The organism is Myxococcus sp. AB025B (assembly GCF_006518215.1).
In the GTDB taxonomy this organism is placed as follows: Bacteria; Myxococcota; Myxococcia; order Myxococcales; family Myxococcaceae; genus Myxococcus; species Myxococcus fulvus.
Genome location: NZ_SRLW01000184.1, coordinates 1 through 19,977, shown reverse-complemented (window position 1 = coordinate 19,977; position 19,977 = coordinate 1). Strand labels below are relative to the sequence as shown.

Genomic DNA, 19,977 nt, shown 5'->3' with positions numbered 1-19,977 from the left:
GTTCTGCTTCGTGATGACCGTCTTCATGGCCTCGTCCAGGGACGGATGGGCCTTGACACCCGGCTGGTCACCCCAGCCGGCCTTGAGCGCCTGCTGCTGGCCGCCGATCTTCTCCTCGGCGTGCCAGTCCTGCTCGAACAGGCGCTGGTTGACGATGCCCACCTCGTACTGCCCCATGGCCGCGGGAATCGGAGGAGGACCGTCCGGCTGGGCCTCCTTCATCGTGCGCACCTGGATGGCGTAGGCCCAGACGATGCCCACCGCGAAGATGACGAGCGAGCCGACACCGATGCCCACCACCTTGCTCATGACGATGTGGTCTTCCTCGGCGGCCACACCGTGGGCGCCGACGATGACACGCGACTCGAGCTCAACCTGGGTCTTCTTCATGGCTGCACGTACCTCAGGGACTCCGCGATGTAGGGGTCCTTCACCGGCATCGTGTAGTTGTTGCTCGCGTTCTTCAGCGCGAACCCCACCGCGATGCCGCCCACGCCCACGAACGAGGTGACGAGCGTGATGATGGTGAACGCGTCCACGTTGGGCCCCTTGTCACCCGTCAGCGCCGGCCAGATGAGCCAGTACAGGTCGAACGCGTGGACCGCCAGCAGGTAGAAGGCCACCAGCGACAGCTTGCGGGGCTGCAGCTTCAGATTTCGCGACAGCAGCGTGAAGAACGGCAGCACGAAGTGCAGGAAGAACAGGGCGATGGACGCCGGCTTCCAGGCGCCGAAGATGCGCACACCGTACCAGGGCGCCTCTTCCGGGATGTTCGCGACCCAGACCAGCAGGAACTGGGAGAAGGCGATGTAGGCCCAGAACGCCGTGAAGGCCAGCATCAGCTTGCCCAGGTTGTGGAAGTGGGCCGTCGTCACCAGGTTGCCGAACAGGCCCTGGCCCCGGGCGTACGTCGCCGCGATGGTCAGGATGCAGAAGGCCGACAGGAAGCTGCCCGCGAAGTAGTAGACCCCGAAGATGGTCGACTGCCACAGCGGCGTCAGGCTCATCAGCCAGTCGAAGGAGGCGAAGGTGATGGTCAGCGCCAGCAGGGGCAGCATGCCCGGGGAGAAGCGGCGCAGCCGCCGGGTGAAGTCCAGGCCCCCCTCGGTGTCCTGCTGCACGCTCAGCTTGCGCAGCTTCCACGCGGCGAAGATCCACACCGCGAAGTAGATGACGTGGCGGAAGGCCGTGAAGGCCGGGTTCAGGTAGAAGTGGACCTTGTGGCTCAGGTGCTCCGACTCCAGCCCCGTGATGTTGGCGCGCAGCGGGGAGCTGTCCAGCCAGGGGTAGAGGTAGTTCGCCATGAAGGCGAGCGGGAGGATGAGCACCACGAAGATGGGGATGGTGGACGCGCCCGTCTCCATGGCGCGGCGCAGCAGGATGAGCCACTTGGCCTTGGCCGTGTGGAAGATGGCGATCATGATGATGAACGCCACGCTGATGCCCACCCAGTAGGTGAAGGCGAGCAGGTAGCTGTGGGCGGCGATGCCCTTCGCGTCGGTGGCCAGGTACACGGCCAGGGTGGCCAGGATGCCCAGGACACCCACGCCGAACGCCGGCACCATCAGCTTCGGCGTGCCGGTGTAGCGCTCGAGGGGAACGGAGGCTTCGGCTGCGGGGCTCATCGGTTCTCCTGCGGGACGGGCTGCTGACCGGCCGTCCGGATGTTGCGGGCTTCCTGAAGCGCTCGCACGTAGGCGACCACGGCCCAGCGCTCGCGCACGTCGAGCTCGCCGGAGAAGGACGGCATCACGCCGTAGCCCTCGTTGATGGCCGTGTAGAAGTGGCCCGCGGGCTTGGTCTCCAGCTCCAGCAGCGACGGAGGCAGGCGCAGGGCCATGTTCTCCGCCACCACGCTGTTGCCGTCGCCGAGCACGCCGTGGCACTGCGAGCAGACGATGTTGTACTTGCGCTGGCCCAGCGTCAGCAGCGCCTGGTCCACCGTCACGGGGATGGTGGCCGTGGGCTGCCCGTTGGCGCGGCCGGTGACGGCCGTCTGGCGGGCGACGGGGTCCTTGATTTCGGACACGCTCGCGAAGCGCTCACGCGGGATGGTGTGCGCCGGGGGCTGGCGCATGGCGCGGCCATCCGCCCAGAAGTCCGAGGCCTCGTAGTACTCGTACTTGGCCTGGTGCTCCATGCGCTGCAGGAACTCCGAGGGGACGTCGCAGCCCGACAGCGCGACGAGTCCGGCGGCGGGGATGAGCCACCTCATTCCTTCTCTCCCGTGACGACGGTCACCTGGGTGGCGCCCAGGGCCTTGAGCTGGTCGATGACGGCCGTGGAGTCCTGGCCCGTCGCGTGCGGCACGCTCAGCCAGTAGCCGTGCGTGGACGCCGAGCGGAACTCCTCGGACTCGAAGACGGGGTGGTACGGCTGCGGCAGCCGGCTCAACCCCAACAGACCGAAGAAGATGCCGAACGCGGCGAACAGCACCGTCAGCTCGAACGTGATGGGCACCCACGCCGGCAGGGACAGCAGCGGACGACCGCCGATGTTCAGCTTGTAGTCGACGGTGTTCATCCACGTCTGCATGGAGAGCGCCGTCACCATGCCGGTGAGGCCGCCGCACAGGGCGATGAAGGGCACGCGCGACGGCGGGAGGCCCAGGGCCTCCGAGCCGCCGTGCAACGGATAGGGGGAGTACGTATCCATCCCCTGGAAGCCCTTCTCCCGCATCTGGCGGGTGGCATCCACGAGGATGTCTGGCGTCGCGAACTCGGCCAGCACCCAGGAATCGAGGACCTTGGCTTCCATGACTCTAGTGCGCTCCGTGGCTGTTGTGGTGGGCGGCGTGCTTGAGCTCGAGCTGGAGCTCCTTCACCTCGCTGATGGCCACCGCGGGCACGAACTTCAGGAACAGCAGGAACAGGGTGCCGAACAGGCCCAGCGTCCCCACGTAGATGCTCCAGTCCACCCACGTCGGCGTGTAGATGCCCCAGGACGACGGCAGGAAGTCCTGGCTCAGCGACGTGACGATGATGATGAAGCGCTCGCACCACATGCCGATGTTCACGGCGATGGAGGCGACCCACATGATGGGGATGCTGGTCCGGCACTTCTTGAACCAGAAGATGTTCGGCGTGATGACGTTGCAGGCGATCATCAGCCAGTACACGCCGGCGTAGGGGCCCGTCGCGCGGTTCACGTAGAACGTCCAGAACTCGTACTGGTTCTGCGAGTACCACGCGATGAAGTGCTCCATGAGGTACCCGTAGGAGACGAGCAGGCCCGTCGCCAGGATGACCTTGTTCATGTTCTCCAGGTGCCGGTCCGTAATCACGTCCCTGAGGCCCAGGTACTTGCGCGCCGGGACGATGAGCGTGATGACCATCGCGAAGCCGCTGAACACGGCGCCGGCCACGAAGTAGGGCGGGAAGATGGTCGCGTGCCAGCCGGGCAGCAGGGAGACGGCGAAGTCGAACGAAACGATGGTGTGCACCGACACGACCAGCGGCGTGGAGAGGCCGGCCAAGAGCAGGTACGCAATCTTGTAGTTGTGCCAGTGACGACCGGAGCCGCGCCAGCCGAGCGCGAACAGACCGTAAATGGTCCGCTGCAGCTTCGTCTTGGACGAGTCACGCAGCGCGGCCAGGTCCGGGATGAGGCCCACGAACCAGAACAGCGCGGACACCGTGAGGTACGTGGAGATGGCGAACACGTCCCACACCAGCGGCGAGCGGAACTGCGGCCACGCGCCCAGGGTGCTGGGGTACGGGAACAGCCAGAAGGCGAACCAGGGACGGCCCGTGTGGAGCAGCGGGAACAGACCCGCGCACATGACGGCGAACAGCGTCATGGCTTCGGCGAAGCGGTTGATGCTCGTGCGCCACTTCTGCTGGAAGAGCAGGAGGATGGCGGAGATGAGCGTACCGGCGTGGCCGATACCGACCCACCAGACGAAGTTGATGATGTCGAACGCCCAGCCGACCGGCTGGTTGTTGCCCCACACGCCGATACCGCGGGCCAGCGTGTAGGTGACACCGATGACGAGCAGACCCAGCGCGCTGAGCGACAGGCCGAAGAGCATGAACCAGCCCTTGCCGGGCTTGCGCCAGACATGGTCCAGCAGCGTCTCGTTGAGTGACTTGTCGTCGTGGTGCGGTGCGACGAGGTCCCGTGGCTCGAGCGGGTCGAGCGGGTGGTGGGCAGCGGTCTCGGCCATGACTTAGTGGCTCCCTTCCTGCGGCGCGGCCTTGGCCGGCTCGAGGGCGGTATTCGGGTTGCGCACGCGGATGAGGTGCGCGGTGCGCGGACGGGTGCCCAGCTCGTGGAGGAGCTTGTAGGCGCGCACGTCCTCATGGAGCTGCGAGACGAGCTGCTTCTCGTCGTGGAGGGAGCCGAAGACGATGGCCTGCGCGGCGCACGTCTGCTGGCAGGCCGTCTTGAGGTCGGCCTCCTTGATGAGCTCCTTCTTGACGCGCGCGTCGATGCGAACGCGCTCGATGCGCTGGACGCAGTACGTGCACTTCTCCATGACGCCGCGGTTGCGCACCGTGACGTCCGGGTTCATCAGCATCTTCTCGGTGGCCGTCTTGTCCGCGGTGTAGTGCAGGTAGTTGAAGCGGCGGACCTTGTAGGGGCAGTTGTTGGAGCAGTACCGCGTGCCGACGCAGCGGTTGTACACCATGTCGTTCAGGCCCTCGTCCGAGTGCACGGTGGCGTTCACCGGGCACACGTACTCGCAAGGCGCCTTCTCGCAGTGCACGCACGCGACGGGCTGCATGACCATCTTCGGGTCGTTCTCCGGACCCTCGAAGTACCGGTCGATGCGCAGCCAGTTCATCTCGCGGCTGACGGCCACCTGGGCCTTGCCCACCACGGGGATGTTGTTCTCGGCCTGGCAGGCGATGACACAGGCGCTGCAGCCCGTGCAGCGCGACAGGTCGATGGCCATCGCCCACTTGTAGCCGTTGTACTCGAAGGGCTCGAGGTTGTCCTGGATGCCCAGCTTCAGCTCACCCTTCACGCGGTGCAGGGTGTGCTGGGTGGCGACCGAGGGGTTCTCCAGCTCGGACAGCGGCATGTCCAGCGCGATGGGGCGGTTCTCCATGCGCCAGTGCGTCTGGGTCAGGCTGAACTTGTGGGTGCCGCGCACCTTGGTGAGCGTGGCGCCGCCGTCGAACCAGGGGTTCTTGCTGGTGCGAATCAGGTTGGCGTTGAAGCCCACGCCCTTGGCGACCTGCTCGTGCAGGCCGTCGCGGCCGTAGCCCAGCGCCACCGTGACGGTGTCGTCCTCGTGACCGGGGACCACCCACACCGGGACCGTGAGCTTCTGGCCGGCGTAGGACAGCTCCGCCAGGTCGCCGGGGGACAGGCTCAGCTTCTTGGCCGTGTCCGGGCCGACGAGCGCGGCGTTGTCCCAGGTCATCTTGGTGATGGGCTCGGGCAGCTCCTGCAGCCAGGAGTTGTTGCCGAAGCGGCCATCGTAGACCTTGTAGTCCGTGATGAAGTTCAGCTCGAGGTCACCGGTGGCCGGGGGCGTGTAGCCCGCGACCAGCGAGGCCGCGGCGCCGAAGTCCGGGGCGGTGGCCACGGCGGCGGACGCGGTGTTCTCGATGAAGCCCTGGGACACCCACGTCTCCCAGCGCGCCTCGAAGTCCGCCGCGTTGGCGGACTGGCCGCGCCAGTAGTCGCGCAAGAGCTGGTAGGCGGGGCGGAAGGGCTCGTCCAGGAACATGGCGAGCAGCTCCGCCTCCGGCACGCCCGCGAAGAGCGGCTGGATGAGCGGCTGCGCGATGGCGACGGTGCCGTCCACCGAGCGGCCGTCGCTCCACGTCTCCAGCGGGTGCGCCGCGGGGATGAACCAGTCGGCGTGAGCGCTGGTCTCGTCCTCGTAGAGGCCCGTGTAGATGACGTTCAGCTTGGCGCGGTTGGGGTGGTCCTTGCTGAGCACCTTGGCCAGGCCGACGTCCGCGGGGAGCGTGTAGACGGGGTTGTAGGCGGTGATGACCAGCGTGTCGACGCGGCCCGCCTCGATGTCCTCGACCAGGGCGCGCGCCTGCGACAGGCCGGTGGCCTCCGCGATGGACGCCTGGACGTAGCGGACGGTCTTGTTGGCGTTGCCGAGCGCGTCGTTGATGGCGTGGGCCAGCGCGTGCACGGCGGCCGGCTGACGCTCACCCGCGATGACGAGCGAGCGGCCCGGACCGGCGGCGCGCAGGTCGGCGGCGACCGCCTGCACCCAGTTGCCCATGTCCCCGCGCAGCTCCGACTTGGCGGCGGCCGGGGCGGCGAGCGACGCGGCCGTGCCACCGACGGCCTGGGCCACGGCGGCGGCCAGCCCCAGGATTTCCCGGGACTTCAGGCGCTTGCGGTGGTCGGCCATGCCGCCGGTGATGGAGAAGCGGGCCTCCGCCATGTAGAGGCGGTTGAGCTTGCCCTTGCGCGGGTCGCGGCGGTCCGCGAACTCGCGGATGTGGCGCAGGTTGCCCGGGCAGCTCTCCAGGAAGTCCGCGTCCAGCGACAGCACGACGTCCGCGTTGGCGAAGTCGTACAGCGCGGTGACGTGCTGGCCGCCGAACAGCGTGCGCAGCGCGTCCGCGCTGTTGTCCTGGTGGGAGGACGCGCTGAAGAAGCGCGCGTTGGGCAGCTTCTTCAGGATGCGGTTGCGCAGGTCACCCGTCAGCGGGGAGCCCACGGCCTCCGTGAGGAAGCGCACGCGCGAGCCGCCGTTGGCCGCCTTGGTCGCCAGCCCCGCCAGCGTCTCCTGGAGCACGCGCAGGGCGCGGGGGCTCTTTCCCTGGCGCAGCACGCGGGCGCGGCTGGGGTCGTACAGCGACAGGAGCCACGCCTGCTCGAAGGTGCAGGCGGCGCCCTGGTTGATGGGGTGGTCCGGGTTGCCCTCGATCTTCACGGGGCGACCCTCGCGGGCGGTGATGAGCAGGCCGGAGGTGTGGCCCGACAGCGTCATCGCGGACGCGTAGTGCAGCGGGTTGCCGGGGGTGACCTCCGGCGGCGTCTTCGTGTACGGCAGCAGCTTCTCGTCCTGGGGACGGGTGCTGCAGGCCGTGGCGCCAGCCAGCGCGAGCGACGCGCCGAGCAGCTGCATGAACTCGCGGCGGACGAAGCCGGAGGGGGGCAGGTCCGCGCCCGCGGGGAACTCGGGGCGGGTCTCCTCCAGGTACTCGGAGGTGCCCAGCTTCTCCTCGAGGCTGCGCCAGTACGTCTGGCCGTAGCCGTGCTCGGAGGAGTTCGCGTGCCGGGCGGCGTGGTCCAGCGCCTCACCCACGGCGTCGGGCGCCGGGGCAGGCCGGTCCGAGACGACCGGGAGCGCGAAGGAAGAGGACTCCTGCGACGGGGCGCCGTCGCGCTTCGTGTTCATCGGTGGCATGTGGAGCAGCTCTCGCGCGAGTGGACGTCGTACTCTTCCTTCAGCTTCTTGCCGAGCGCGGCGGCCTCGGCCTTGTCCTTGGGCGGGGTCCACGTCATCGACGTGATGAACTCCGCGGGCCGCAGGTTCGGCTCGGGGTTGCGGTGGCACTCGAGGCACCAGGCCATGGTCAGCGGCGCGGCCTGCTCGATGGCGCCCATCTGGTCCACGCGGCCGTGGCACGTGGCGCAACCGACGCCCTTGTTCACGTGGATGGCGTGGTTGAAGTAGACGAAGTCGGGCAGGTTGTGGACGCGCACCCACTGGATGGGCATGTCCGCGAAGAAGGCCTTGCGCACCTCGGTCAGGTACGGGCTCTTGTTCCAGACCTGTGCGTGGCAGGACATGCACACGGTGGTGGACGGGATGCCCGCGGAGGGCGCCTTGTCCACGGACCAGTGGCAGTACTGACAGTCGATCTTCTCGTCACCCGCGTGGTGGCGGTGGTCGAATTCGATCGGCTGTTCGACGGGCATCTGCTGGTTCGTGACGTACGGAGACCGTACGTACGCCATGAGGCCGCCGATGCCGATGGCGGGCACGGCAAGAAGCGCCGCGGCGGAGAGCCGAGACACCGTGTTCGTCCAGCGTGGAAACAGAGGGCCGCTCATACCAGGACCATGGGCAAGGGGGCTTCAACGACTACGGTGAACGAGGAGGAGGAAGAGGCCAACGCGTGACTCGACGCGAACAGCGGCGGAACGATCCCGGCCCCGTGGGGGCGGGGGGGCGGCTCCTGGCGCGCGGAAGACGAAGCAGTCACGTCCAACGAAACCTCTATGGATGTTGCCGCGGGCGGGTCCCTCCTCCTGTCCAACCCAGCGCGGCGCGGGACCATTGACCATCGACACCGCAGTGTCAACCATTCTGATGTTGTGGCCGTGGGATACCATTTCCTCGCGCGGAGGCGGGAAATCGCGGTCCGGAAGCGATGAATCTCTCTTCTGGCGGGCGGAAGCGACGTTGAGTCGTTTCCGTCTGAGACGGATCAACAGCCCTGTTTCAGCCGCCCCCGGATGCGCGTGTCGGCCCTCACAGACAGGTCGCGCGGCGCGGGTGCGTGAGGTGGCTCACTCCGGGTCGGAGTCCTCGTCGCCCCCATCCGGTGCGCGCCAGCGCTCGCGGCGGCGGGCGAGCAGCTTCTCGACCAGCTCCCGGGCGCGGGCATCGCGGTGGTAGTGGGGGTCGTGGCGGGTGCCCTTGCCCTGGTTGCAGCGGGCGCACGCCAGCGCCAGGTTCTCCAGGCCGTCGGTGCCGCCGGCGGTCCGCGGGACGATGTGCTCGATGGTGGCCCGGCTGATGGGCTCCCCATCCAGGCCCACCAGCAGGTGGGCGTTGCAGTGCAGGCACTTGCCCAGCCAGGCCTCGCGTCCCCGGTGTTCGGTGCGCTCGAAGGTGAGGTCCGTGGCGATGATGCCCAGGATCCTGCGGCGCTTGGCGGTGCTCATCCTACACCTCGACCACGGAAGGGCCGGCGAGGGCGAAGACGCGCTCGCCGGGGCGGCGGGTCATGTCGAAGCCGCCGGTGAAGGCGCTGAAGGCCGGGAGGACTCCCACCTGCTGGCCCAGGTGGAAGCATGGGAGACGCAGCCTGTCCCGGCCAGCCGACAGCCGCACCGTGGGGTGCAGATGCCCCGCCCACACGTAGCGACCTGTCTCGGGGGTGGGGTGGTGGGCGAAGCGGAAGGGCCCCTCATCCAGGTGGGAGTCGTGGACGTCCAGGCGCCACGCGTCCGGCGGCGGGCCGGCCCTGAGGTCATGATTGCCCCGGATGAGCACCATCGTCACATCGGCGTGGGACTCACGCCAGGTTGCGAGTCTTTGGACGAGGGTGGGGGTGAGGCCCTCGCGGGCGTGGACCAGGTCACCGAGGACGAGCAGCCGGCGCGCTTCGGTGGAGTTGAGGGCGGAGGACAGCCGGGCCAGGTCCTCGTCGAGCACGCCCAGGGGGAGGGGGATGCCGTGGCGCTGGAAGCTCTCCGTCTTGCCCCAGTGGAGGTCGGCCACGGCGAGCGTGCGGGCTTCGGGCCAGAAGAGGGCCCGCTCCGGGAGGAGCTCCAGCGGGGTGCCGCCTACGCGGACCTGGCATCGTCGCGGGTCCATCGCTCCTTCATTCGCTCCACGCGCTCCAGCAGGGACTCATTGGAGACGCTGGCGCTGATGCGCTCGACGACCAGGGGGAAGGCCAGGGGTGTGGGCCTGCGGACATGGACCTGCTCCACGGGGCCCGCCTCCAGTCGCTCCAGGGCGTGCTCCAAGCGGCCCTGCTCGAATTGTTGTTCGAGCACCTCGCGTCGGGCCTGGAGCAGCAGCAGGTGTCCGGGGTCATGGCGGGCGAAGACGTCGTGGAGGAGGGCGGCGCTCGTCTGCACCTGTCGCGTGGACTTGCGGGCGCCGGGGAGGCCCGGGAGCACCAGCCCGGCGACGCGGGCGATGTCGCGGAACTGGCGCTTCGTCAGCTCACCCACGTTGACGCTCTCCAGCACGTCCTCCTCCAGGTGCTCGCGCGTGAAGAGCGCGGGGCGCAGCGCCTCCTCGAAGGGGAAGGGCGCGGGGGTGACCAACTCCAGGCCGTAGTCGTTCACCGACACGCTGAAGGTGGCCTTCTGCAGCCGCGTCAGTCTCAGGGCGAGCAGGGCGGCCAGGCCCTCGTGCACCCGTCGGCCCTCGAAGGGATAGAGGAAGAGGTGGTGACCGTCTCGCGTGTGGCACAGCTCCGCGAGCACCGCGTTCGCCGCGGGGATGCGGGACAGCTTCTCCTGGGTCTCCAGCACGGGCCACGCGGCGGCCAGCTCATCGGAGGTGACGTCACCGTGGCGCGCGGCATCGAGCGTGCGTCGCACCGCGGCCGCCAGGGAGGTGGACAGCGGCAGCCTGCTTCCGCCCCAGCGCGGGGTTCGCGTCACCTTCGTCTTCGCGGGGCGCACGTAGGCGGTGAGCCCCTGGAGTCGGTTGAACTCGAGCTTCTTGCCGCCGAACTGGAAGGTGTCTCCGGGGCGCAGGCGGCTGACATAGGACTCCTCCACGCTGCCCAGGCGGCCCCCGGTCCAGTAGCGCAGCTCCACCATCGCGTCCGAGGCGATGGTGCCGATGTTGAGCCGGTGCAGCCGCGCGACGCGTGGGTCCTTCACGACGAAGCGGCCGTCGTGCTCCTCCACGCGGCGGAACTCGGGGTAGGCGCTCAGCGTGGGGCCGCCCTCGCGCACCAGCGTGAGCGTCCAGTCGAACTCCTCGTCGGTGAGGCTGGCGTAGGCGGTGGCGCTCCGGACCTCCTCTCGCAGGGCTTCGCGGGTGAAGCCGCCGCCGAGCGCGCAGGTGACGAGGTGCTGCGCGAGCACGTCCAGGGGCTTGGTGGGGGGATGGCGTGGCTCGACTTCCTTGCGCGCGAGGGCATCCCTGGCAGCGGCCATCTCCACCAGCTCCAGCGCGTGCGTGGGCACGAAGAGGATGTTGCAGGTGGCGCCGGGGCGATGGGCTCCGCGTCCCGCGCGCTGGAGCGTCCTGCCGATGCCCTTGGGACTGCCGACCTGGACCACGCGCTCCACGGGGCCGAAGTCCACGCCGAGGTCCAGTGAGGAGGTGCACACCACGAAGCGCAGCGTGCCGTCCTTGAGGCCGCGCTCCACGCGCTCGCGCTCCTCCTTGTCGATGGAGCCGTGGTGCAGCGCGAGCAGGTGTTCCCACTCGGGGCGGGCGAAACGGAGACCTTCGTACCAGCGCTCCGCCTGTGAGCGCGTGTTGGTGAAGATGAGCGTGGACTGCTTCGGGTCCAGCCTCGCCGCCACGCCGGCCAGCATGGTGAAGCCCAGGTGGCCCGCCCAGGGGAAGCTGTCGACCGTCTCCGGCAACAGCGTCTCCACTTCGACGGGGCGCTCCATGTCCGCGCTGATGAGCGTGGGCGTGTGCCCGGTGCCGACGACATGGCGCGCGGCCTCGTCCAGGTTGGCCAGCGTCGCGGACAGCGCCCAGGTGCGAAGTCGCGGCGCGAAGTGACGCAGCCGCGCCAGGGCGAGCTCCGTTTGTGTTCCCCGCTTGGAGCCGAGCAGCTCGTGCCACTCGTCGACGATGACGGCGCGCAGGCAGGAGAACAGCTCCGGTGCCCGCTCGTTCGACAGCATCACGGAGAGGGACTCCGGGGTGGTGATGAGCACCTCGGGGAGCCGCTCGCGCTGACGCTGACGCACGGATGACGAGGTGTCCCCGGTACGGCTCTCCACGTCCAGGTCCGTGTCCAGCACGCTCAAGGGTTCGAGGAGCGCCCGCTCCACGTCTCGCGACACCGCGCGCAGCGGCGTCACGTAGAGAATCTGGAGCCCCGTCTCGCCATGCTCCACCACGTCCGCGAGCGGGCCGAGATACGCGGCATAGGTCTTCCCCGCGCCGGTGGGGACGTGGATGAGCCCGCTGTCGCCTCTCGCGTACGCGGCCCAGGACTCCTCCTGGAACGCATGGGGCGTCCAACCCTTCGACGCGAACCACGCGCGCAGCCGCTCCATCGGCGGCGGGCCTCCGGTGACTCGCTCACGTGGGGTCGTCCGCTTGCGGCGCTTGGGAGGGGAGGGTGTCTGGGTTTCGCCTCGGAGCGCCTTGCGTCGGGCCTGGAGCTGCGCCTTCAGCGAAGGCGACCTACGCGCCGGCATGGAGCAGCTCCTTGAGCGAATCCAGTGAGTCGGCGTCCTGGGGCTTCTTGTCCGTGCGCCACCGGGCGATGCGTGGGAAGCGCAGCGCGACGCCGGACTTGTGACGCGGTGACGACTGGATGCCCTCGAAGTGCAGCTCGAAGACCTGCTCGGGCTCCACCGAGCGCACCGGTCCGAACTTCTCCCGCGTGTGCGAGCGAATCCAGCGGTCCAGCCTGCCAATCTCCTCGTCCGTCAGCCCCGAGTACGCCTTCGTCACCGGCAGCAGGTCCGTCCCGTTCCACACCGCGAAGGTGTAGTCCGTGTACAGCGACGAGCGTCGCCCGTGTCCCGGATGCGCGTAGAGCAGCACCGCGTCCACGGTGAACGGGTCGATCTTCCACTTCCACCAATCACCCCGCTTGCGGCCCGTGAGGTATGCGGAGCTCTTGCGCTTGAGCATGAAGCCCTCGACGTTGCGCTCGCGGGCTTCGCTTCGCGTGTGCGCCAGCACCTCCCATGACTCCGCCTCGACCGCGGGCGAGATGGGGAAGCGGGGATGCGCCTTCAACAAGGTATCGAGGCGTGCGCGTCGCTCGTTCAGCGGCAGCGAGCGGATGTCCTGTCCTTCGTGCTCCAGCAGGTCGTAGACGATGAAGGCCGCGGGGGCCTCCGCGAGCACCTTGGCCGTCAGCTTCTGTCGTCCGATGCGACGCTGGAGCCGCGCGAAGGGCAGGGGCTTGCCGTCCTCGTACGCGAGCACCTCGCCGTCCAGCACGGTGCCTTCCGGCAGGGCCTTCGCGGCCTCGGTGATTTCAGGGAAGCGCTCGGTGAGCAGCTCCTCGCCCCGGCTCCACAGGTACACGTCCCCGTGACGGTGGATGAGCTGGCCCCGGATGCCGTCCCACTTCCACTCGACCAGCCAGTCTGACAGCTCGCCCAAGGCCTCGGGGGGCTGCTCCAGGGGCGAGGCCAGATAGAACGGATACGGCCTGGAGCTCTCCGCGTCCGAGACATCCGGAGAGATGAGCTGCTGGAAGAACTCGCGCGACGGAGTCCAGGTGCCCATCAGCCGATGCGCGACGTCGGGCGCGGGCAGCCCCGCGACCTTCGCCACCGCGCGCACCACCAACGTGGAGGACACGCCCACGCGCAGCTCGCCCGTGAGCATCTTGTTCAGGAGGAACACCTCGCGCCGGGGCATCGAGCGCCACCAGGACACGACCTGCTCGCGCTGCTCGGCCACGTCCAGCTCACGCAAGGGCAACAGGCGCTGGGTGAGCCACACCGAGAGCGGCAGCTCCTCCGGCTCGGCGGGTCGCTCCAGGTTGTCCAGGAGCAGCGCGATGACCTCGGCCAGGTCACCGACGGACGCGTACACCTCCGCGAAGAGCCAGTCGGGGATGCCCGTCAGCTCCTGCGTCCATCCGACGAGCAGCTTCGTGGTGAGCAGCCGCTTCAGCTTCTGTCCCGTGAGGAAGTACAGCGCCCACGCGGCGTCCTCGGGCGGCGCCTCCGTGAAGTAGCGCGTGAGCGCGTCCACCTTCGCGTTGGTGGACATGGTCTGGTCCAGCCGCTCGTACAGGTCCGCGAGTCGTCGCACGCGTCAGTCCTCCGCCTCGCCCTCGAAGGGCGTGGCCAGCGGGGAGGCATCCACACCCTTCTCGCGGAGGTAGCGCGCCAACGGTTCCGCGGAGCCGTGCGTGGTCAGCACCCGCTGCGCTCCAGTGTCCTCCACCGTGCGCAGCAGGTCCGGCCAGTCCGCGTGGTCCGACAAGACGAAGCCCCGGTCGAAGCCGCGCCTGCGCCGGTTGCCGCGCACCCTCATCCACCCCGAGGCGAAGCCCGTCTCCATCTCCCCGAAGCGGCGCATCCACGTGGAGCCGCCCGCGCTCGGCGGCGCCAGCACCAGCGCCCCCGCGAAGGACGTGCCCTTCTCCACCTCCGACACGAGCTGCGTGGGAATCATCTTCACCCCCGCCTCCCGGTACGCATCCACGAGGCCGTGCATCGCCCCGTGGATGAAGGCGGGCCGGTCCGTCAGTCGCGCCAGCTCCGCGAGGATTCGCTGCGCCTTGCCCAGCGCGTAGCAGAACAACACCACCGAGCGCCCCACGGCGCGGTTGGCGTCCCACCACCGCAGGATGTCCTCCGCCACCAGCCGCGCGTCGTCCCAGCGGAAGATGGGCAGGCCGAACGTCGCCTCGGTGATGAACGTGTGGCAGCGCACCACCTCGAACGGCGCGCACGTCGGGTCCGCCGCGCGCTTGTAGTCGCCCGAGACGACCCACACCTCGCCCCGGTGCTCCAGGCGGAGCTGCGCGCTGCCCAGCACGTGCCCCGCGGGATGGAAGCTGACGGTGACGTCGCCAATCTTCAGCGGCTCGCCATAGTCCAATGTGTCGATGGCGGAAGTAGCCCCCACGCGGCGCCGCAGCAGGGACTCGCCTGCTCGGGCGCCCAGGTAGCGCTGATGGCCGGAGCGCGCGTGGTCGCCATGGGCATGGGTGATGAGGGCCCGCTCCACCGGCTGCCAGGGGTCGATGTGGAAGCTCCCGGGCTCACAGAAGAGCCCCTGGGGCGTCACCGTGACGAGCGGCCTTCGAGGGTTGAAGGAGACGGAGGCGTCCACAGTCCTTCTGAAATAACGAGGGCTTCCAGGGGTGACCACCCAGGGTGCGCGTGCCTCTCACCTGGGTCGCTCGCCGGCATGCTCGCCAGGCGCCCATCGCCCGCGCCTGCCCTGCATGCACGGAAATATCCCGGCGTCGTGAACGGGTGCGATGTCCCTCGCCCGGGGCGGGGGCTCCGCGCTACACCGGTGTGGCCGTCGCGAACCGTGGTTTCTGCTCGCGAGGAGTGAGGCGCGGGCGCGGCTCCCCGTCGCTGTCCGGGACGGGTGATACTGGTCGCGGGGGAAAGGTCATGACGATGGATGCACAGGAGCGGAAGGCGGCGTATCGCCAACGCGCGGAGCAGGGCGAGTCGGTGCCGGTGTCGGTGGAGTTGCCGGCGGACCTCGACACGCCGCTGTCGGCGTATCTGAAGCTGGGCGGAGGCTCGCGCGGCTTCATCCTCGAGTCGTGCTACGGCGGCGAGCGCTTCGGGCGCTACAGCCACGTGGGCACTCACGCCGCGGGGCGTGTGCGGCTGGACGCACGGGGGGCCACGTTGTGGCGTGGCTCGCGCGAGGAACGACGCGAGGGCAAGCCGCTGGACGTCCTGCGCACGTTGTGGCGCGAGCTCGCGGTGGCGCGACTGCCGGGCGAGGCCCCGTTCCTGGGCGGGCTCGTGGGGTACATGGGCTACAACTGCATCTCGTGGATGGAGCCCACCGTCCCGGACCGGCACCCGCGCGACACCTCGTTCCCGGACTCCGAGTGGCTCATCTGCGAGGACTTCGTCACCCACGACTCGCGCACCGGGACGCTCAAGGTCACCGCGATTGCGCGGCCGTCGCTCCATGGCAGCGTGGCCCACGCGCTGAAGGACGCGGAGGAGCGCGCGCAGGCCATGGCGGAGAAGCTGCTCAAGCCGCTGCCTTCCGAGGCCTACGTGCCCTCGCCGCGCATGAAGGGGGACTCGGCACCCATCGCCTGTTGGGACCGCGCCGGCTACGAGGCCGCGGTGGAGCGCTCCAAGGAGTACATCCGCGCGGGTGACATCTTCCAGGTGGTGCTCGCCCGGCGCTTCGAGGCTCGCGGCGCGCCTCCGCCGCTGTCGCTCTACCGCGCGCTGCGACGGGTGAATCCCTCGCCGTACCTGTTCCTGGTGGAGATGGGCGAGGCCCGCGCGCTGGTGGGCGCCTCGCCGGAGCTGCTGGTGCAGGTGCGCGACGGGGACGTGGTGGTGCGGCCCATCGCGGGCACTCGCCGACGTGGGGCCTCCGAGGCGGAGGACCTGGCGCTGGAAAAGGAGCTGCTCGCGGACGAGAAGGAGCGCGCCGAGCACATCATGCTGGTGGACCTGGGCCGCAACGACGTGGGCCGCGTGGCGGCGCCCGGCTCGGTGCGCGTCGAGGACCTGATGGTCATCGAGCGCTACAGCCACGTGATGCACATCGTCTCGCAGGTGCGCGGCAAGCTGGACTCGAAGTTCGACGCGCTCGACGCGCTGGCCAGCACGTTCCCCGCGGGCACCGTGTCCGGGGCTCCGAAGATTCGCGCGATGCAGATCATCGACGAGCTGGAGGTGCAGCGACGCGGGCCGTACTCGGGCGCGGTGGGCTACCTGTCCTTCTGCGGCACGCTGGACGTGGCCATCGCGCTGCGCACCTTCTTCGTCGACGGTGACAAGACGTTCTGGACCGCGGGCGCCGGGCTGGTCGCGGACTCGGTGCCGTCGAAGGAAGCCGATGAGACGGAGGCCAAGGCCGGCGCCATGGCCGCCGCGCTCCGGCTGGCCCGTGAGGGAGGTGGGCGATGATCCTCGTCATCGACAACTACGACTCGTTCACCTTCAACCTCGTCCAGCTCCTCTACACGCTGGGCGCCGAGGTGAAGGTGGTGCGCAACGACGCGCTCACCGTGGAGGCCATCGCCGCCGAGGGCGCGTCGCACCTGGTGATTTCCCCAGGGCCCTGCACGCCGCACGAGGCCGGGGTCAGCGTGGCCGCCATCGCGCAATCGAAGGTGCCGGTGCTCGGCGTGTGTTTGGGGCACCAGTCCATCGGCGCGGCCTTCGGCGGCAACGTCATCCGCGCGCCCGAGCCCGTGCATGGCAAGTCCGCGCGCATCCGGCACGAGGGCTCGGGCGTGTTCACCGGCGCGAGCCAGGGCTTCCAGGCCGCGCGCTACCACTCGCTGGTGGTCGAGGCGTCCTCGTTGCCCGCGTCACTGGAGGCCACGGCGTGGAGTCAGGACGGGCTCATCATGGCGCTGCGCCACCGCGAGCGGCCCGTCGTGGGCTTCCAGTTCCACCCCGAGAGCGTGCTCACCCCCGAGGGGCCCACCCTGGTCCGCAACTTCCTGGAGGGGCGTCTCTGAGAGGGGACATCGCCCTGGAGTACGAGGGGATTGTCGGGCTGGCGACACTGTCTGGCGCCCGACAATTCCGACGTTCTTGACGGAAAAGCCACACGCATAGCGTGGGCCCTTCCGGCGACCGAGGCTCCATCCAGGAGTCGGCGCCGGGAGGAGCCCACGATGAACGTGCGAAGTGCGATGTCTCGCGGTCTGGTCGCGATGTTCGGCGCGCTGGTGCTGGGCGCGTGTGGTGGGGAGCCGTCCGCCGAGGCTGGCGCGGGCGTCCCGATGGACGAGGCGGAGCTGACCACGGTGGACTCGTCGCTGGGCCAGTGCCCGGGCTACGACTCCTGCGCGAACTGGTCCCCCTGGTACGCGGTGGGTGGCAGCTACTGCGGCGCCAACGCCAGCACCTGCGGCTCGACCTGGGTCTGCGAGGAGGACCCCTGGGGCTGTCCGTACGGCGTGGCTCCCGAGGCGACCGTGTCCAAGGATGGCCAGGAGCTGCTGCCCCCGTGTTGCGGCATCCTCTATCGCGAGCCCAACCCGGCGCTCATCGGTACGCAGGAGCGCTACCGCGTCTGCTTCAATCCGGCGGGTGCGTCGTGCACCGACTACGAGCAGGCCAGCGGCGGGGTGTTGAGCTGCGGCTGCTGAGCCTCATGGCTTGAGATGGGTGGTGTCGTTCCAGCCGGCGAGCGCCGGCTGGGCGGCATCCGGCCCGTCCGCGCCGAGCACGCTGATGGAGCCGGTGCTCAAGAGGAACAGGCGCCCGTCGGAGGGCGCGAGCCCCAGCCACCGCGCCGCGAGCACTCGCAGGAAGTGGCCGTGGGAGAAGATGAGGATGTCGCCGGTCTGCTGGCGCAGGTCGGAGATGACGCGGTCCGCGCGAGCGCCCACCTGCTGTGCCGTCTCGCCGTTGGGGACGCCGTCCTTCCACACCGTCCAGCCGGGATGCTCCACGCGAATCTCCGCGCCGGTGCGGCCCTCGTGGTCGCCGTAGTCCCACTCCATCAAGTCGTCGCGGCGCACGGCCCCTTCGCCGTAGCCCGCGAGCGCGCAGGTCTCGAAGGCGCGGCTCAGGGGGCTGGTCCACACCTGGGCGAAGTCCCACGCGAGCAGGGGCTCACCGAGCTTCGCCGCCATCTTCCGTCCGGCCTCGAGCAGCGGGACATCCGTGCGCCCCGTGTGCTGCCCACCCCGGCTCCATGCCGTCTCTCCGTGACGAACGAGCACCACCTGGGGACCGCGCGTTTTCATAGGGGCCGGATTGTGCCACCCGGCGAGGGCTCGGCGCGCGTTTCATGAAACACGCGGTGGCGATCGGACAGTAGCCTTGTGTCCATGCACTCGCTTCGTTCGATTCCCCATGTGTCGTTCGTCCTCGCGTCGTTTTTGGCGCTGACGCTGGCCCTGCCCGGACACGCGCAGTCCGCCGCGGCGAAGGGTGGCGGAGCGGACGGCACGATGTTGCTGACCATCTTCATGAAGCACGACCAGGGCAAGACGCTGGAGGAGATCAACGCGCACCTGGACCGCACGGGCTTTCGCAAGAGCTTCCCGCCCGCGGGCGTGGAGGTGGTGTCCTGGTACGTGATGATGGGCGTGGGGCAGGTCGTCACGGTGCGCCTGCCTCCCGAGAAGCTGCGCGAGGTGAACCTCGCGTTCGAGAAGGGCGCGTGGGGCGCGTTCCGCACGGAGTTCTACCCGACGTACGATTACCGGCCCATCTGGGAGAAGACCCGCTCCGCCACGCCGTGAGCGGGGTTGGGTATGCTCGGGGCTCGCGTGTCTTCTCCAGAGCCTCCTGCCCCCTCCCTGCCTCCGAGTGTTCCGCCACGTGACGCGCGGATGTCCCAGTGCTTGTTGCTGGTGGCCTGTGCGTCGGCGCTCACGGCGCTCTACTTCTCCCGGGTGTTCGCCACCGGCGAGATGTTCAGCGCGCGCGACTCGCTGTACGTCTACCTGCCGGCGTTCCATTACTGGCGGGAGGCGGTGCTAAGCGGGCGGATTCCGGAGTGGCTGACGCTGGATGGCTTCGGTCAGCCCTTCGCGGGCACGCTGGTCGTCGCGCCGTTCCATCCGAGCAAGCTGCTGTACCTGCTGTTCTCCCTGCACCACGCCTTCAACGCGAACATTCTGCTGTGCTTCCCGGTCGCGCTGCTGGGGGTGTATGCGCTGACGCGGCTGTGGGAGGTGCCTCGCGCGGGGGCGTTCCTCGCGGGGATGGCGTATGCCTTCAGCGGCTACCTGGTCTGCATCACGAACAACCTCTGCTACCTGATGGCCGCGGCCACGGTGCCGTGGGCGCTGTGGGCCACGGAGCGTCACCTTCGTGCGCCGGGGGCGGGGAGGTTGCTGCTCGCGGGGCTGGTGCTGGCGCTGGTGCTGCTCGCGGGGGACGTGCAGGCGTTCTGCGTGACGTATGGGTTGGTGGTGTTGCTGGCGCTCTCCTCGCCCGTGGAGTCGCGGCGGGCCCGGCTCGTGTCCGTGTTGGGAGTGCTGGGGGTGGGGACGTTGCTGGCCTCGCCGCAGTTGTTCTCGTCCGCGGCGTTGATGGGGACGGCTCAGGCGGGTGGCAGGACGCTCGACATCGCGCAGGAGTACGCGGTGCATCCGCTGCGGCTGCTCGAGCCGTTGCTGGGGGCCTATCTGGAGATTCCGGACGAGCGGCCGGACGTGACGCTGGCCATCGTCACCAAATTGGCGCCCTCGGGATACGCGAGCTTCTGGGTGGGGTCGCTGTATCTGGGTGTGCCCGTGCTGCTGCTCGCGGGGGTGGCGGCTTGGGTGAATCGCCGCTCCCGGAGGTTGTGGCTCTGGGGCGGCGTGTGGCTGTTCGTCGTGGGGCTCTCGCTGGGGGACGCGCTGCCGCTCTACGAGGCCCTGTACACGTGGGTGCCTCCGTGGCGTGTGTTTCGCTATCCGACCAAGCTCGTTCCATTCCTTGGGCTGGGGGTCTGCTTCCTGGCGGCTCTGGGGTGGAAGCACGTGTTCGAGGCGGAGGGCCGGCGAGTGTTCC

18 protein-coding genes are annotated in these 19,977 nt (G+C 69.2%); 5 read left to right on the top strand and 13 right to left on the bottom strand.

Translation table 11 applies throughout. From position 1 onward, the window contains the following. The 12 genes from FL311_RS27165 to FL311_RS27110 form a co-directional block, all read right to left on the bottom strand. Positions 1–390: hypothetical protein (locus FL311_RS27165; protein ID WP_141329443.1), on the bottom strand; the 390-nt coding region annotated here is incomplete at its 3' end. Further along, positions 387–1,625 (bottom strand): hypothetical protein, encoded by a 1,239-nt coding sequence (locus FL311_RS27160; protein ID WP_141329441.1) that lies wholly within the window; start codon positions 1,623–1,625, stop codon positions 387–389. The genes FL311_RS27160 and FL311_RS27165, both read right to left, overlap by 4 nt. Then, complete coding sequence (locus tag FL311_RS27155) at positions 1,622–2,215, bottom strand: cytochrome c (RefSeq protein WP_141329439.1); 594 nt, start codon at positions 2,213–2,215, stop codon at positions 1,622–1,624. Before FL311_RS27155 ends, FL311_RS27160 begins: the two co-directional genes overlap by 4 nt. Beyond that, positions 2,212–2,757, bottom strand: a complete 546-nt coding sequence (locus tag FL311_RS27150; protein ID WP_141329437.1) for a DUF3341 domain-containing protein — start codon at positions 2,755–2,757, stop codon at positions 2,212–2,214. Before FL311_RS27150 ends, FL311_RS27155 begins: the two co-directional genes overlap by 4 nt. 4 nt (positions 2,758–2,761) lie before the next feature. Next, positions 2,762–4,165: an NrfD/PsrC family molybdoenzyme membrane anchor subunit gene (nrfD, locus tag FL311_RS27145; protein WP_141329435.1), complete on the bottom strand. Its 1,404-nt coding sequence runs from the start codon at positions 4,163–4,165 to the stop codon at positions 2,762–2,764. A 3-nt stretch (positions 4,166–4,168) separates the two neighbouring features. Beyond that, complete coding sequence (locus tag FL311_RS27140) at positions 4,169–7,324, bottom strand: TAT-variant-translocated molybdopterin oxidoreductase (RefSeq protein ID WP_141329447.1); 3,156 nt, start codon at positions 7,322–7,324, stop codon at positions 4,169–4,171. After that, entirely contained in the window at positions 7,321–7,983 is a 663-nt protein-coding gene (locus FL311_RS27135) for a cytochrome c3 family protein (protein ID WP_141329433.1), read from the bottom strand. Before FL311_RS27135 ends, FL311_RS27140 begins: the two co-directional genes overlap by 4 nt. 459 nt (positions 7,984–8,442) lie before the next feature. Then, positions 8,443–8,820 carry an HNH endonuclease gene (locus tag FL311_RS27130; RefSeq protein ID WP_141329431.1) on the bottom strand — a complete coding sequence of 126 codons (378 nt, stop codon included), beginning with the start codon at positions 8,818–8,820 and terminating at the stop codon, positions 8,443–8,445. A 1-nt stretch (position 8,821) separates the two neighbouring features. Next, positions 8,822–9,475 carry a ligase-associated DNA damage response endonuclease PdeM gene (gene pdeM / locus FL311_RS27125; RefSeq protein ID WP_141329429.1) on the bottom strand — a complete coding sequence of 218 codons (654 nt, stop codon included), beginning with the start codon at positions 9,473–9,475 and terminating at the stop codon, positions 8,822–8,824. After that, positions 9,445–12,012, bottom strand: a complete 2,568-nt coding sequence (locus FL311_RS27120) for a ligase-associated DNA damage response DEXH box helicase (RefSeq protein WP_141329427.1) — start codon at positions 12,010–12,012, stop codon at positions 9,445–9,447. The genes pdeM and FL311_RS27120 overlap by 31 nt, the downstream gene beginning before the upstream one ends. Further along, positions 11,999–13,594, bottom strand: coding sequence for an ATP-dependent DNA ligase (locus FL311_RS27115; protein WP_141329425.1), 1,596 nt, complete (start codon positions 13,592–13,594; stop codon positions 11,999–12,001). Before FL311_RS27115 ends, FL311_RS27120 begins: the two co-directional genes overlap by 14 nt. A gap of 3 nt (positions 13,595–13,597) precedes the next feature. Continuing rightward, complete coding sequence (locus FL311_RS27110; protein ID WP_228557106.1) at positions 13,598–14,623, bottom strand: ligase-associated DNA damage response exonuclease; 1,026 nt, start codon at positions 14,621–14,623, stop codon at positions 13,598–13,600. Positions 14,624–14,922: 299 nt separating this feature from the next. Here FL311_RS27110 and FL311_RS27105 point away from each other — a divergent pair, with 299 nt between their 5' ends. From FL311_RS27105 to FL311_RS27095, 3 genes are all read left to right on the top strand, one after another. Further along, positions 14,923–16,416, top strand: a complete 1,494-nt coding sequence (locus FL311_RS27105; protein WP_141329445.1) for an anthranilate synthase component I family protein — start codon at positions 14,923–14,925, stop codon at positions 16,414–16,416. After that, positions 16,413–16,976 (top strand): aminodeoxychorismate/anthranilate synthase component II, encoded by a 564-nt coding sequence (locus FL311_RS27100; RefSeq protein ID WP_141329421.1) that lies wholly within the window; start codon positions 16,413–16,415, stop codon positions 16,974–16,976. Before FL311_RS27105 ends, FL311_RS27100 begins: the two co-directional genes overlap by 4 nt. 159 nt (positions 16,977–17,135) lie before the next feature. Continuing rightward, positions 17,136–17,612, top strand: a complete 477-nt coding sequence (locus FL311_RS27095) for a hypothetical protein (RefSeq protein ID WP_141329419.1) — start codon at positions 17,136–17,138, stop codon at positions 17,610–17,612. 3 nt (positions 17,613–17,615) lie between these two features. Here FL311_RS27095 and FL311_RS27090 read toward each other — a convergent pair whose 3' ends face one another. After that, entirely contained in the window at positions 17,616–18,215 is a 600-nt protein-coding gene (locus FL311_RS27090) for a histidine phosphatase family protein (protein WP_141329417.1), read from the bottom strand. 84 nt (positions 18,216–18,299) lie between these two features. Here FL311_RS27090 and FL311_RS27085 point away from each other — a divergent pair, with 84 nt between their 5' ends. Both FL311_RS27085 and FL311_RS27080 read left to right on the top strand, forming a co-directional pair. Next, the gene (locus FL311_RS27085; protein ID WP_141329415.1) at positions 18,300–18,716 is read left to right on the top strand and encodes a hypothetical protein; all 417 of its coding nucleotides are present in this window, start codon (positions 18,300–18,302) and stop codon (positions 18,714–18,716) included. Between the two features lie 90 nt (positions 18,717–18,806). Continuing rightward, positions 18,807–19,977, top strand: a 1,171-nt coding sequence (locus tag FL311_RS27080; RefSeq protein WP_141329413.1) for a hypothetical protein, incomplete at its 3' end; no start/stop codon positions are given.

Bases quoted from the DNA above. Each gene is read 5' to 3' on its own strand.
- FL311_RS27150 (WP_141329437.1), bottom strand. From the start codon at position 2,757: ATGGAAGCCAAGGTCCTCGATTCCTGGGTGCTGGCCGAGTTCGCGACG.
- FL311_RS27105 (WP_141329445.1), top strand. From the start codon at position 14,923: ATGGATGCACAGGAGCGGAAGGCGGCGTATCGCCAACGCGCGGAGCAG.
- pdeM (WP_141329429.1), bottom strand. From the start codon at position 9,475: ATGGACCCGCGACGATGCCAGGTCCGCGTAGGCGGCACCCCGCTGGAG.
- FL311_RS27130 (WP_141329431.1), bottom strand. From the start codon at position 8,820: ATGAGCACCGCCAAGCGCCGCAGGATCCTGGGCATCATCGCCACGGAC.
- FL311_RS27095 (WP_141329419.1), top strand. From the start codon at position 17,136: ATGAACGTGCGAAGTGCGATGTCTCGCGGTCTGGTCGCGATGTTCGGC.
- FL311_RS27090 (WP_141329417.1), bottom strand. From the start codon at position 18,215: ATGAAAACGCGCGGTCCCCAGGTGGTGCTCGTTCGTCACGGAGAGACG.
- FL311_RS27120 (WP_141329427.1), bottom strand. From the start codon at position 12,012: ATGCCGGCGCGTAGGTCGCCTTCGCTGAAGGCGCAGCTCCAGGCCCGA.
- FL311_RS27140 (WP_141329447.1), bottom strand. From the start codon at position 7,324: ATGAACACGAAGCGCGACGGCGCCCCGTCGCAGGAGTCCTCTTCCTTC.
- nrfD (WP_141329435.1), bottom strand. From the start codon at position 4,165: ATGGCCGAGACCGCTGCCCACCACCCGCTCGACCCGCTCGAGCCACGG.
- FL311_RS27155 (WP_141329439.1), bottom strand. From the start codon at position 2,215: ATGAGGTGGCTCATCCCCGCCGCCGGACTCGTCGCGCTGTCGGGCTGC.
- FL311_RS27100 (WP_141329421.1), top strand. From the start codon at position 16,413: ATGATCCTCGTCATCGACAACTACGACTCGTTCACCTTCAACCTCGTC.
- FL311_RS27135 (WP_141329433.1), bottom strand. From the start codon at position 7,983: ATGAGCGGCCCTCTGTTTCCACGCTGGACGAACACGGTGTCTCGGCTC.
- FL311_RS27085 (WP_141329415.1), top strand. From the start codon at position 18,300: ATGCACTCGCTTCGTTCGATTCCCCATGTGTCGTTCGTCCTCGCGTCG.
- FL311_RS27160 (WP_141329441.1), bottom strand. From the start codon at position 1,625: ATGAGCCCCGCAGCCGAAGCCTCCGTTCCCCTCGAGCGCTACACCGGC.